Source organism: Rhodocytophaga aerolata, from assembly GCF_030503435.1.
GTDB classification, from domain to species: Bacteria; Bacteroidota; Bacteroidia; order Cytophagales; family 172606-1; genus Rhodocytophaga; species Rhodocytophaga aerolata.
The window spans coordinates 120,302-134,171 of the sequence record NZ_JAUKPO010000021.1; the positions used below are offsets into that span (position 1 = coordinate 120,302).

At 39.6% G+C, this 13,870-nt stretch carries 10 protein-coding genes; 4 read left to right on the top strand and 6 right to left on the bottom strand.

The genetic code is table 11. The features are described 5' to 3' along the window. The first annotated feature begins 281 nt into the window (after positions 1–281). On the top strand, positions 282–851 hold the full coding sequence (locus Q0590_RS25870; protein ID WP_302040533.1) for a Crp/Fnr family transcriptional regulator: 570 nt from the start codon (positions 282–284) through the stop codon (positions 849–851). An 80-nt stretch (positions 852–931) separates the two neighbouring features. Continuing rightward, on the top strand, positions 932–1,672 hold the full coding sequence (locus Q0590_RS25875; protein ID WP_302040534.1) for an SDR family NAD(P)-dependent oxidoreductase: 741 nt from the start codon (positions 932–934) through the stop codon (positions 1,670–1,672). Positions 1,673–2,224: 552 nt separating this feature from the next. On the opposite strand, the gene Q0590_RS25880 is transcribed toward Q0590_RS25875, so the two are convergent. The 3 genes from Q0590_RS25880 to Q0590_RS25890 form a co-directional block, all read right to left on the bottom strand. Beyond that, the gene (locus Q0590_RS25880; protein ID WP_302040535.1) at positions 2,225–2,644 is read right to left on the bottom strand and encodes a response regulator; all 420 of its coding nucleotides are present in this window, start codon (positions 2,642–2,644) and stop codon (positions 2,225–2,227) included. A gap of 529 nt (positions 2,645–3,173) precedes the next feature. Continuing rightward, positions 3,174–3,899, bottom strand: a complete 726-nt coding sequence (locus tag Q0590_RS25885) for a LytR/AlgR family response regulator transcription factor (RefSeq protein WP_302040536.1) — start codon at positions 3,897–3,899, stop codon at positions 3,174–3,176. Then, on the bottom strand, positions 3,896–4,963 hold the full coding sequence (locus tag Q0590_RS25890) for a sensor histidine kinase (RefSeq protein ID WP_302040537.1): 1,068 nt from the start codon (positions 4,961–4,963) through the stop codon (positions 3,896–3,898). Before Q0590_RS25890 ends, Q0590_RS25885 begins: the two co-directional genes overlap by 4 nt. A 198-nt stretch (positions 4,964–5,161) precedes the next feature. On the opposite strand from Q0590_RS25890, the gene Q0590_RS25895 reads away from it, so the two are divergent. Continuing rightward, positions 5,162–7,597 carry a TonB-dependent receptor gene (locus tag Q0590_RS25895; protein WP_302040538.1) on the top strand — a complete coding sequence of 812 codons (2,436 nt, stop codon included), beginning with the start codon at positions 5,162–5,164 and terminating at the stop codon, positions 7,595–7,597. Between the two features lie 318 nt (positions 7,598–7,915). Further along, a complete protein-coding gene (locus tag Q0590_RS25900) occupies positions 7,916–8,650 on the top strand; it encodes a DUF4386 domain-containing protein (RefSeq protein ID WP_302040539.1) in 735 nt (244 codons plus the stop codon). A gap of 7 nt (positions 8,651–8,657) precedes the next feature. Here the strand turns inward: Q0590_RS25900 and Q0590_RS25905 are convergent, their stop codons facing one another. The 3 genes from Q0590_RS25905 to Q0590_RS25915 all read right to left on the bottom strand — a co-directional run bounded on the left by Q0590_RS25905 (position 8,658) and on the right by Q0590_RS25915 (position 13,527). After that, the gene (locus Q0590_RS25905; protein WP_302040540.1) at positions 8,658–9,257 is read right to left on the bottom strand and encodes a Crp/Fnr family transcriptional regulator; all 600 of its coding nucleotides are present in this window, start codon (positions 9,255–9,257) and stop codon (positions 8,658–8,660) included. Positions 9,258–9,638: 381 nt separating this feature from the next. Then, a complete protein-coding gene (locus Q0590_RS25910; RefSeq protein WP_302040541.1) occupies positions 9,639–12,287 on the bottom strand; it encodes a T9SS type A sorting domain-containing protein in 2,649 nt (882 codons plus the stop codon). A 274-nt stretch (positions 12,288–12,561) separates the two neighbouring features. Further along, positions 12,562–13,527: a hypothetical protein gene (locus Q0590_RS25915; protein WP_302040542.1), complete on the bottom strand. Its 966-nt coding sequence runs from the start codon at positions 13,525–13,527 to the stop codon at positions 12,562–12,564. Positions 13,528–13,870 lie beyond the last annotated feature (343 nt).

The following is a 13,870-nucleotide window of genomic DNA, read 5'->3' on the forward strand; positions in this document are numbered from 1 at the left end:
AGGCAAAGGTGCGCACATCTGAATTTATTTCTGTAGCCGAATCTATGGTTGTTGTAGCCGTTTGTATTGGAATTACTATTTAAAAATAGAGAGTAGATTTGAAATCTCGTTTTTTAGTTACCGGAAAGGGGAGTTTTTTAGCTTCCCTATTATTGAAGATTTGAAGAGGAAAACAAATTTTTAAATCTTTTCTAAAGGAATTTAATCGAATGTGTACATACAGCAGTAAATTTTTGCCAAATGGCAAATTTTGTAAAAATAACTCTGACTAACTTGCCAATATGAAAGAATTTGTCGAATACATATTGCAATTTGGGAATCTAAACAAACAACAGATTGATTTGATTTCAAAGAAAGGTTTTGAATTAATACTTCACAAAGACGACTATTTTTCTCAAGCAGGAAAAATTGCTCGACAAGTAGGATTTATCCTTGAAGGCATCACTCGGGTTTGCTATTACAATAACAAGGGTGAAGAAATTACTAAATATTTTATTGATGAAAACAATCTTGTTGTCGATATAGAGAGCTTTGAGAATGAAATCTGCTCATCAGCTTATGTGCAGGCTGTGACTGATTGTAGACTCATTTGTTTTGAAAAAAAGGATTGGCAGGAACTCTTAGATACCATCATTGGATGGGACACGATTGTACATAAAATGATAGCAAAAGCTTTAATTCAGAAAGTAGAGCGGAGAAGTCCCTTGGTTTCAGAAGATGCCACTGAACGCTATATGAAGTTTTTGAAGATCTATCCCAATGTTGCCAATCGTGTTCCCCTCGCCTACATCGCATCCTATTTAGGTATTACCCAATCTTCCCTGAGCAGAATCAGAAAAAACATCAGATGATTTCGCTTTTTGCCAAATGACAAACGATTTCATTTTTAGATGAAGCATTTTTGCATTGTTCACTATAAAACAAGACAACAATGAAATCAGTACTCATTACCGGAGCCAACAAAAGTATTGGCTTTGAATCAGCAAGACAATTATTACATAAGGGCTATTACGTTTATTTGGGAAGCCGAAATCTGGAAAATGGAATAGAAGCCGTAAAAAACCTCAAAACCGAGGGGCTTACCCATGTGGAAGCTATACAACTGGATGTAACAGACCAGCAGTCTGTCGATGCAGCACGCGCCCAGATAGGCAAAAAGACAAATGTTTTAGATGTGCTTATCAACAATGCAGGTATCAGCGGAGTTTTACCACAAACGGCTTTAGATGCAGGTATTGATAATTTCAAGAATGTGTTAGAGACAAATCTGTACGGGGTTGTCAGAGTTACCCAGGCTTTTATGGATTTATTGCGAAAATCACCCCAGCCAAGAATTGTCAACGTTAGTTCAAGTGTGGGTTCTCTTTCGCTTCAAAGCGACCCCAATTGGCAATTTTACCACCATGCCAAATACGCAGTTTACTCTTCGTCAAAATCGGCGCTGAATATGTACACCGTTACATTAGCCTACGAATTGCGTGATACGGCTTTCAAAGTCAATGCCATTGACCCGGGCTATACCAAAACCGATTTTAATCATCATCAGGGAATAGGAACTGTGGAAGATGCCGCTGCCCGTGTGGTGAAATATGCGTTAGTTGACAATAACGGACCAACAGGAAAATATTTCAGCGAAGAAACCAATCCTAAGACTGGAGAGATTGCTTGGTAAAAAAAGATGCACCTATCAAGGTGTTGCCATGATAGGCTATAGTTAAAGTAAGCGTTCGAGCTAGACCTTTTGCTAGCAGAAAGGTTGAGTTTATAGCTTTGCGTGATGAAACTCAGCTTGCTATTACCTGTTTTTGTTTACAAAAGAGGGTAACCGTCCAATATAGTGTAGGTAGTAGGTTGGACGCTTTTTTTGACACAGGTAGCTGACCTCTGATAGTGTGTTGGTTCCAATCTGAGTGGTAAATATAAAGCAAGGCGGCTAAAGAAAATATCTTCCACGCTGCTTTACAAGCAAACTATTCCAGAGGCTAAAAAGTGTGGCAGCCTGATTGTTTCTGATTTTTATACGTATTTTGGTTATAGCAAAGGGGGGTGGCTGATGCAAAACTATTTTCCGGCTTGAACACGCTGCCACATTTGCTGTTGATTGTTTAAAATGAGCTTGTTTTGATCGTCTTTTTTTACCGATAGAACTCAAAAGATAGGACAGCAGATCACTTGATTTGAGTTGTACAACAGCAAAGGGGGAGTAAAATTAACCTACTACTACTTACTTGGTTTCATTGATAAAGGGCAAGATTTTATCTTCACTCACCGGCTTTTCCAGATAATCCTTTACCCCCAAGGCCCTCATTTTCTCGACCTCGGTTGGATTAGCAGAAGTAGTAAGTATGACCACTTTAGCTCTGATCAGATGGTCTTGTCCAATTAGTTTGAGTGCATGAACCACATCAAAGCCATTCATGATAGGCATATTGATATCAAGCAAAATCAAGTCTGGACACTCTACCAAGGCTGCTTGTTCATTTAAGCAATACTGTTTTATTCGGTCAAGCCCTTCCTGCCCATTTTTAGCTGTCAGGATTTGCCCGGCGATCTCCATGTCTTCCAAGGTAAGTTTGGTCAGATACACACTCGTATGATCATCATCAATGATGAGTACCCGGTTGAAAGCTTTTTTATTTGACATGGATTCAAGTGGCGAATGCTAAACATACTCTGTGCATACCTAAAATAAAAATTAATAGGTGATTTGTTAGGATAAATCCGTATATTCCTTTGGCTGCTGCGGTTTCTACTAATGCAGGCTTCTATGCAGGCCGTATAAATTATCAGTGGAGGTTTTCCCAAACCTTTGAATTAAATCAGTAAAAAGGTTGCCTCCTGCTTTCCTTAGCTATCGTAGGTGAAATTCTATACAAGCCTTCTAAAAAGGCTACTCAGCGAGTCACTCGACTTAAAAAAAACACGCCTGATGGAAGGAAATAAAACCTTTGCATACTAATTAAGGTGGCGGGCACCTTGTTTTCGCATAGTTACTTACTAGAAAAGCTCACTCATTTGATAGTTAGCTTTCATGCTTACTAGTTTCAAGAGTGTAGGAACTGAAATAACTTCCCCTTTACAGAATCTACAACATCTATCTAAAAAACTAGGGTTTACCAAAATCACCTGAGTTCTTTTTGCTGTCTTTTCGCTCGTTTGATAAATGACTGCTGTTACTTTCTCAACAATTTAGCATGTACTACTCTTTCAATAACCAACTCTTTAAAATTGCGGCTGAGCGGTACCTGGTGATTTTGTATGATTATTTCACTGTTTTCAATACTCTCTATTTTCGAAATGGACACCAGATAGGATTTGTGCACCCGCACAAATAAGTTAGCACTGAGTTGCTCTTCTACTGTTTTTAGCGGTAATAAGGTCATGTATTTGCCTTTGCCGGTTACAATGATAACATAGTTTTGCAAAGCTTGTACAAATAGTATGTCTTCTATCCATATTTTCTCATACTTATTTTCGCATTTAATAAACAGATAACCAGGCTCAGTGGGAGCGCTTTGCCTTCCGGCAGGCTGATTTTTAAGTCCGTAATACTCTTTGGCTTTGTTGGTGGCTTTAAAAAAACGGTTGAATGTAATAGGCTTTAATAAATAATCAATCACATCCAACCCAAAGCTCTCTATGGCATAATCCGGGTAGGCGGTGGTAAGTATAACCATGGGAAGGCCTGTTTTCATTTTCAAAAATTCTATGCCTGTCATATAGGGCATTTGAATATCTAATAAAATCAGATCAACTACCTTATGCTCAAGTATATTATTAAGCTCAACAGGGTTTTGAGCCGTAGCAGCCAATGCCAGATAGTCAACTACCTCTACGTATTTTACCAACCCTTCGCTTGCCAGGGGCTCATCATCTACAATTACACAGTTGAGTTTCATGTCAGGTCTATGGTTAAGTTTACTTTAAAGATATCTGTGCCGGATTGGGTGTGTAAACAATATTTATCCGGATAAATCAAATTAAGCCGGCGGTGTACATTCTGCAGGCCAATACCGGAAGCCGGCACACTGCCTGCCGGATTTTTACTGTTTTCGATGCACATTTCAAGGGTTTTATCCGGTTTAATGTTCAGGCATAGTTTAATAAAATTTTGCTGCATAGTACCTTTTGATACATGCTTAAACGCATTCTCAACAAATGGCAGCAGCATAAAAGGAGCTATGGTGATTTCTTCCTTAAAAGCACGGGTTATTTCAAAAGCAAGTTCAGTTTGCCCTTCATGGAGCCGTAAGGTTTCCAGTTCTATAAAGTTTTCTAAAAAATCCAGTTCCTTACAGAGCGGCACTTGCTGCTCATTGCATTCATAAAGCTGATAGCGGAGCATGGCAGAAAACATAGCCAGCGACTCAGAGGCAAGGTCAGGATTTTTATGAATCAGCACGAAAATCGAGTTAATGGTATTGAATAAAAAGTGCGGATTAATCTGCGATTTGAGATACTTAAGTTCCGTTTCCAGATGGGCTTTCTCTAACAGCATACGTTTTTTCTCCGTACTGAGCCAGTTCTTGGCCAGTTTTACACTCATGGCCAGGGTCATACTGGCGGCTGTGGAGGGCAATGCTATTGTTAACAGGAGTGATAAAAACTGGTCAGGACGTCTGTTAAAGAGTTCAAAAAATGTGCGTTCAGACAAGTAAGCCGCCAGGTAATAGCCACAGGCAATCAAGGCTGAACAAGCCAGAATCGTTAGGAGTAGCAGTGAAGTATAGGTTGTATACTTTCCCCTATACAGAAACTTGGGAATAAGATAATACAGATTAAAATAAGCGCCAGCCGCCTGAAAAATGATATAGCCAATAAATTTTATAGGAGGCTCTCCTTTAAAAAGATAAGCCATTGCCTCATGTAGATCGCCGGTATGGATCATCATCCAAAGCAGATGGTAGGCGATCCAGAAAGGAATATGATAAATTTTGTAGGTAAAAAACCAGTGTTGCTTCATGCCTGCTATAGCATTGTATTTCTGGAAAATAGCAATAAATCCTATTGGTTTTGCCCGGAAATTGATGTGAGGTTAAAAAAAATTGACAAAAGGAAATAAATACAGTTTTCTGCCTCTGGTCAATTGCTTCCGGCATCTCGTCAAGTTCTCAAATTCCTGAAATGGGCTTCCTCTACCTTGGGTGAAAAAATCCAACAGATGAAGACATTCTGCGCCTTATTAATCCTATTATCAGTTGCTTACAGCAGCTTCGGGCAGATTACCGGCAAAGTAGCTAACCGCCAGCAAGAGCCTGTTCCTTTTGCCAATGTGGTACTCTATCATACTCAAGACAGCAGTATTGTCTCAGGCACGGCGACAGACGAAAAGGGTATGTTTTCGATACCAGAGGTAAGTGCCGGCAGGTTTTACCTGAAAGTAAGCAGCATTGGCTATACAAGTCTGCAATCAGCGTCTTTTGAAATCACCGCACTCAACCAGCATTTGGAAATTTTCCAACTGATACTTTCGGAGGAAAATACTGCGCTCAATGAAGTGGTAATTGCGGCTAAAAAGGAAATGCTTCAGCATACCTCTCTTGGTAAGGTAATTAATGTTCAAAGCAGCCTGATTACCAAAGGTAGCAATGCGCTACAAGTGCTCGAGCGCCTGCCTGGCGTAATTACCGACCGTAGAAACAACCAGTTGAGTCTCAATGGGCAGAGTGGGGTAACAGTTATGCTCAATGGCAGGCGCTTGCAACTATCTATGGAGGAACTGATGGGTTTACTTGAAAATACAGTGGCAGATAATATTGAAAAGATAGAATTGATCACTTCGCCTACTGCGGGCTATGATGCCGACGGAGGAGCAGGAATCATTAATATTGTGTTGAAAAAAAGTGAAGGCGAAGGTACAACCGTGAATGTTTCGGCTACAGCCGGGTATGGGTACCGTGAAAAAGCCCTGGGTTCTCTCTCACTCTCGCAAGGATTTGATAAAGCAACACTATTTGCTTCTTATTCTTTTTTGCATGAGGTGGGAAGATCGGGTTATATGGGAGGAGGTACCAGTAACCGGGGGTTTCTGCCCAGTCCCAGTAGAGCCATTTTTTCAGGAATTTCCCGCAAGTTTGTACGTGCACATACAATTACTCTAGCTGCTGAGTACCGCCTTACTTCAAAAACAACGCTGGGGGGTGACATTATGTATGCACGCAACAATACCCACAATTTAGCTGATAATGCTGTTACATGGGAATTTACCAATGGCGACTATCTAGGGTTTAGCGCCTTATCGGATGGCTTCCAGAAAAGAAACAACCTGGTTTCTTCCCTATATGTAAAGAACAAGCTTTCCGAGCAGTCGCAACTGAACTTTGATTTGAGTTACATCCGGTATACAAGTGACAGTCCTGCCCTTATTTCCTCCAACTATTTTGACAGGCAAGGAAACCCAATGATTCCGCAAAACCCGATTTTTACTGCCGGTAACAGGGGAGAGAGTTTATCCAATATACTGGCGGGAGTTCTAGCCATAGATTACTCACTTGAGTTGAATAATAAGGTGAGTGCCGGATTTGGCGTAAAGGGAAGCCTGGCAGAAAACAGAAACGACAGCAAAATAGAGCGAAAACTAGAAGAGAGCTGGGAGATCGATCCCCGATCACAAAGTGCTGTTTACAGCCAGGAGAAAATTGCAGCTATTTACGCGCAATGGAAATATGTGCTACATCCCAAATCCACAATTCAAGCAGGTCTACGCTACGAATACTGGCAGCGAGAGGTAAACCTGTATGATAAGCCTTTTACGATGGCTAAGCTTTTTCCTACTGTAACCTATACATTCACACCCAGCGACAAGGCTACTTTGAGTATCAACTACAATCGCCGCATCAGCCGCCCTGCCTATACTGACTTAATTTCCAATCTATTTTACAATGACCCTACTTTTGTTTTTTCAGGCAATCCACTCTTAAAGCCTACCCTTACTGATGTGCTAAAAGCTGATTATACAACCCGGGGGTTAACCCTTGGACTATCCCTGCAGCACGAGGTACACCCCATTTTGCGGTATCAGATCACAACCAACCAAACCAAAGACATAGGCATATCTTCTCCGCAGAACCTGGATTATCAAAAAAGTATCAATCTGTTTGTGAGCTATCCGCTTTCTGTAACCAAGTGGTGGAAAATTTGGGCAAGCAGCACTACTTCCCTTCGTAACTATAAGGTATCCTACAGCTTAAAACCGGCTGAGAAAACCTTTGTATTTCAAAATCTAAACTTGAGTCAAAATATTGTACTTCCTAAAAACTTTGAAGTTGAACTCTCCGGTTGGTATAATTTTCCTTTTTTTGAAGGAACAAACCACATTAAAGGTTTTGGCGTACTCAATGCAGGTATTGCCAAAAAGCTTCCCAGAAACAGGGGCACCTTCCAGCTATCATTACCCGATGTGTTACGTTCTTTTGGCGTCCATACCCACATCAGTGGCATGACACCTATTGTTTTTAATATTAGCACCGTAGCACATTGGCGGGATGAATCGGCCTTTTACCAGGTAGTGAAGCTCACCTATTCGAGAAGTTTTGGGAAAAGTACTGCCCATACTCTTAAAAGGAGCGATAATGAAGAAAAGGACCGAATAAAATAGCTATTGTCGGCTTCCTGTTTTCAAACAGGCTAAATGAAGAAAAAATTGTTCTTTTCTGATGGTGGACAATGAAGTTTTCAAGTATCAGTAAAGTGGAGGATAAAATAACTCCCCTTTCGGGTAACTAAAGGATTTGAAGCCTTCGATAATTTTTTCTGTTTAGCATCTGTCCCTAAAATCCCAAATCTGAGATTTTAAGTATCACTCTATTCACTTCTTCCTTCAAAATAGCCTCAGCTAATTTTTTAGTGTCCCTATTTTATTGATTTAAGTCAATCAGATTGCAGAATTGCCGGTTTACTTTTGTTAAAAAAGCGAATGAAAGTATTAGCAACAAGCCCATTTGAGCATTCAGGGGATAAAACAATAGTTACCAAGCTTATCGGCTGGAGCTTTGTTACCATGTTTTTGCTTGGCATTTTTGCCGAATTTGTGGTCAGAACCCGATTGATTATCTGGCATGACCCTGTGCTTACTTATACTACTATTCAGCAGTCATTACCCTTATTTACCTCAGGGATCTTTGCCTTTATCTTTATTATTTTGCTAGATATGCTGCTTTCCATTGCCTTTTATGTATTGTTGCATTCCCAAAGCAAACCAGTTGCTCTGTTAATGGCCAGCCTCAGACTCGTGTATGTGGCCATTAAAGGCTTTGCCATCGTTGGATTGTTTTTAGCCAAAGATATCTATTCCTCTTCTATGCACACCAACCGGGATCAAATCCATCTGGCTGCTAATCAGGCCATGCAGTTTTTAAAATTGCATCAGTATGGCTTTGCGGTGGGCCTCATTTTCTTTGGCCTGCATCTGATGTTTCTTGCCAGGCTGCTGTTTACAATCCCTGTCATTCCAAAAGTACTTAGCTGGCTACTACTACTGGCTGGAATAGGCTATAGCTTGAATAGTTTGGTGAGTTTATTTGCCACCAACCTTGAGCTACTAAAAAATAGTATCATTGCCATTTTTATCCTCCCCATGACATTGGCTGAACTGCTAGTGGGACTCTACCTTTGGCTAAAAGCGAAAAAGGTGATTCTCCTCTTAAAGTAGGAAGTGATTAGATTTTTTTAGCAATCCTTTTCCGGATTCTACTTAGAGTTTCCGGTTTGATTCCCAGATAACTGGCCAGATGATACTGCGCCACACGCTTGAGTAAATCAGGCCTTTTTTCTACCAGCTGCAGATAGCGCTGCTCTGGGTCTAGGGTAATAAAGGAGGTGCTTACATCCTGATACTTACCGAACTGTTGGTTGATGAACAGTCTTGACATTTTTTCTAATTTAGGATTTTTCGCATATGCTGCTTCAATTCCATCCAATCGGCCAATAACCACGGTAGTATCCTCTTCACAAATCCAACTAAACTTACAGGGCACCTGTTTGGAGGCACTCTCAAAAGCGACGATAGCTTCTCCTTCTGAATAAAAATAGGTAGACTTTTCTTCTCCCTCAATGAGCTCATATTGTCTGATCAGACCTTGAATAGTAAAATAACATTCTTTGGAAATTTGTCCTTCTTGCAGCAGATGGGTGCCTTTTTTAAAAGTCTTATAGGGCACTTCTTTCAATATAGATGATTTCTCTTCTTGGGTAAGCGGAACATATGTTGATATATATTCGAGAATTTTTTGCTCCATGTAGTAAGCTTTCTTTTTCATTTCCACCAACAGCTAAAGGGTAAATGCCCTGCCGTATCGTCCGGCAATGGCGTCTAAATCAGAGAATAAGCACAGCATAGGTATTTCCTACTAAAGATAGTATAATAGTGCAGGGAGTGCAAGCACCTTACTAATTCTTGTTTTTCAGACAGTATTAAGTATCGTGATTAGACTGTGATTTTAGGTATTAAATCTTTTGGTCAACAAAAAGGGGTAGTTTTTTTAACTGGGCAGATTGAGTAACTTAAGATATCTAATATTATACTTTGTTGCACTATTTCTCTTATAGAATGCCTATAACTAGCTGTCTCTCTTACTCACCTGAAGTAAACTAACCTGATAGTCAGTAGCTATTTGGTATTTACGGAGAATCTAATACGCTCATTCTACCAAAATCTTTAGCTGCCTTTTGATTGACTGATTTTCTATTATGATCAAATACATTCCAGGTTTTAACCGACTAGCGATGAGTTGATCATTTAATATGTGATCTTTCGCAGTAAATGAGGCTACTTTTTCTCCTACTATCGTCCAGATCTGCACAGTAACTAAGCCTTCTATTCCTTGCTTCTTCAAATAAAGTGATCCACTAGAAGGATTAGGATACACTACTACAGAAAGGTAGGCTTGCTCATTGAGACCTAGTATTGGGGAAAGCTCTAATGGTAGAAGGTCGGAGTGAACTACTTTTCCCTTGTAAGTACCCTTTACAGACCAAAAATAGTCCTCATTAGGCCGGAATAAAGTAACAGGAAGTTCAATATAGGGATGAGTAGCGGCTGAAATCAAGGTATCCCGTTCACTACTCTTAATTCTTACTGTATATTCCATTTCTTTACTTGTGGCCCCCCATTTTAGAACTACTCTTCCATCTAAATACGCTACGGCGTGTTGGTTAATCGATACTTCTTCAATCGCAAAAGGGATCTGCACTGTCCTCATATAAGGAGAATATATTTTGACAATATAGGCACCAGGCTTTGTAATATCCTGTAGGGAAAGATTAATTAATCGAGTAATCTGTTGCTCAGGATAACTGTATAGTGTATCCAGATTTATTCGCTTGTTTTTCAATACTTTGACGAATACAGAATCCATCGTTGTGGCCACTACATGATTGAGGGAGTCTATAATATCATAGGTAAGAACAACTAATTCATCTTGGAGCTTAACAGATAAAGTAACTTCTACAGGTAAATATTCCTCAAGTTGATCTATTGTTCTTTCTACATGTAGGTGGTCTACGGTTACTAATTGATTATAAGCTGCTATCTGGAAATTAGCAGTATCCCTTCCCATTTCTACACTACCAAGCTTGTAGGAGACCGTCAAGCTATAAACTGCAGTAGGTTCAAAAAAAGTTATAGGGAGCCACAAGCTGTCTTTTTTAGATAGAGTATCTAGAATGTTTATGCCTTCTTTATTCAACACTTGTATTGAATAGGCTGCATCTGCAATAGGAGATTCTGCTTTAAAGTAAAACAGCACAGATGTGGCTTTTTCGGTTAGAGCCTGAACAGTTAAGCCAACAGGCTCCACGGCGAATGAATAGGTCTTTGATGAAGTTGCTAAAAGAGGCTGGGAGGGATCAGGCTGTGTGGTAAACTCTAGTTTATATTCTCCAGGAGCCATAGCAAAGGGCAATTGAACGTTTCGCTGGTAAGAATAGGCACTATTTGTAATATACATATAATCTCTCCAAGCTTGAAGCAACACGTTGTTCTTTGAGTAAAGGGATATGTTTACGCTTATTAATCCCTCTACATTCTCAGCCGTTAAGCTAGCCGTTAGCTGTATACTCTTGTTACCTGCTTGAGGGATGTTATCTAGACGTAGACTATCCACACTTAATGTAAGCTGATACTCTGGAACTATAAACTTTCTTGATACTGCTGTGTTATTGAGGAAATTAGTTTCCGGCACCTTTTTATCATAGTTTACCTGACCTATTGCATACCATTCGCCGGCAGGTAAATAGTCTCTCATACTATATGCCCGAAAATACTCAGTTTTGGTGAGGGTTTGCTTGCCCGGAATGGCATAGGCCCAATGATCATGAAAAGGAAATACCATTATAGCCTGGTCCAAGGAGTCAAGTACTGTATCCTTAGAAAAATAGATTTTCAATCCATACCCTTGTAGAGCTGTTGGCCCCAGATTAGAAATAGAATAGGTCAGATAAGCATTTGTATGATCTGTCGGAAGAATCTCTAAACTGTTTAGTTGCAAATCTAAATCATCAGGTTGCAAGTTTATGGTTGAGAAGAATACTAAATTGTTGGCAGAATCTGTTTCTGTAATGGTAAGCTCCTGCCCATAGTTTTCTATCTTGCCATACAGACGGTAATTTCCTAGCTTGAGAGAATATGGTACAGTTAAGCTTTGGGTAAATGTGGAACTTGTTTTCCAGGCCATCTGATTATACTGATACTCCCACTTATAATCGGATGCATCAATTTTATCATCTATTGAAAGATAAAAAGTTGTATACACCGAATTAATGTTATCTTTTTCTAGGTTTTGTAAGCTATAAGTAGGGTTGATCGTAGCACCCAGCGTTACAAGAGTTTGGGAAACAGAAGGATTAGCAAACGTAAGATCTACCCTGGCAGGTAAAATAGTAATTGGAGCAATGTGCAAATTATTTAACTCGTTGGTTTCAATAAGTTCCTCCCGAACATCTACTTTGGTAAGCAGATAGTAGTTGCCGGGTAAAGAATTTATTCCAAATTGACTAGCTGACCCAAGGGTATTTTCTTCAAGAGAACCTCCTGCAAGCAGCTTCCTAAAAGATATAAAACAAAAGGATTGGTCTTTATTATCTAAAAGAGAATCTGTAGATAAATAAACATCAACCAATATAAATTGATCAACAGCGATTGTTCCTTCATTCTTAAGCGTGAGTTTTCCTTGGAATAGTTGATATTGAATTTGCTCTGATGCAAATTGAAAATGGGTAATGGAAAGATCCTGGGCATAAAGCCTACAAGTAGCTACAAGAAAAAAAGCAAGTGATACTAGGCACTTCATAAATTGTTAGAAAATATTGAAATAGGTAAAAGTCTATAAGTATTCTTTAAATGTTGGGATAGTAATTATCCAAGAAGTTTATACAACTAAAAGTTTATAAACTTTTATAATTTTGATATAATATAGAGCTATTCAAGTGAACAATTCACTTTAAAAATAGCTTGGTCAGAAAGGCATATGTAATATTTAGTTACAATTTTTTAATTGGTCTATATAGGAATTATGTATAAAAAAGTCTATTCTAGTGAATTTAACAGTCATTAAATACGCCAATTTATGTACTAGAAGCCACATTCTGGAATAGCCTAATGAGAGTTTTCCTATAATACATTACCCACATAAGCACTATAGTGCTTAACGAAACCAGATGGAACTTGCCTGTCGAAAGTTCTGCGTTATTGCTCCTGTTTTCATCCCGATAGTGCATGCCTGTAGCTCTTGACCAGGCAATGAAAGCATCTGCCATGGGTAAGGAGCCAAGCAAGTAATATTTCTCCTGTTCGTTGATCTGCTCTAAACCAAAAGCATTTACCGTTATATATTGCTTAGCGGCTAAGGATTGATCACCAAACATAGGCAGAAGGCCAAGAGATACCAAGGTAGCCGGAAAACCTACTCCCAAGATCACAGGACCAGAATCAATATCTCCTATTCCAAAGCTCCCTTTGGGATACTCTCGGATGCAAGGAAGGGTTAAAGCCGTTGAAACAAAGTTTTCTTTGAACAGCTTATACTGCCTTTGGGTAAATGCCGGATCTATTTCCCTCAATAAGCGCAACATCAAAGCCATGGATCCACCTCTGGAGGATTCTACTGATTTACCGCTAGCTGTTTCTACTTTGTGAGGAATCATGCCTGTTTTGGGATCGAGTCGTGCTTCTACTTTTTGTATCCAGTGTTGGATGTGCTGATTATACTTTGGAACAAATACCTGATCATGTCCACGCAGAGAGGCTACTGCCACACACATATCTGCTGGCCAGGCCTGATTGGGATAAGACTCTAAGTAGGGGCTTTTGGTCTCCTCCATCACCTGAGCAATCATATGGCTTTGTTCCTTGAACTCTTGGATATAGAAAGAATGATTGGTGAAATTGGTGTCTACTTTCAGCATTTGAGACAGTAAGTAATTTCGCCATCCAGTATAGAAGATGCCATGATCGATGGGCAAATAAGGATCAAAATGTTCTCTAGCTTGCTCAGAGCAGAGTTGATCATAGGCATACAAAGCTTCCTTCAAGGCTCTTGCTTTTAGAGGAGAAACATGATTTTCCTCAGCTAAAGCTACTTGACACCAGGCTAAGCCATACAAAGCATTGACAAAGACAAAACCTTCCGGAAATAGGCCTTACATCTTTTCTGCTAAGCCTTCTTGTTTTAGCTGCCGCTCTAAAAAATTAAGTTCTAAGATCACATCTGCTTTATCGGTTGCTTGATGGGCATGGGTCGAAAATAGCTTTCCATTGATTAGAATAAGTAAACCGCATAAAATCAGCAACAGTACAAAGCAGAGGTATCGCATTCTATACATAGAAGCTGTTTAAAGTTATTATCTAAAAAGGAAGCACTGGTTAAGAAGTAGT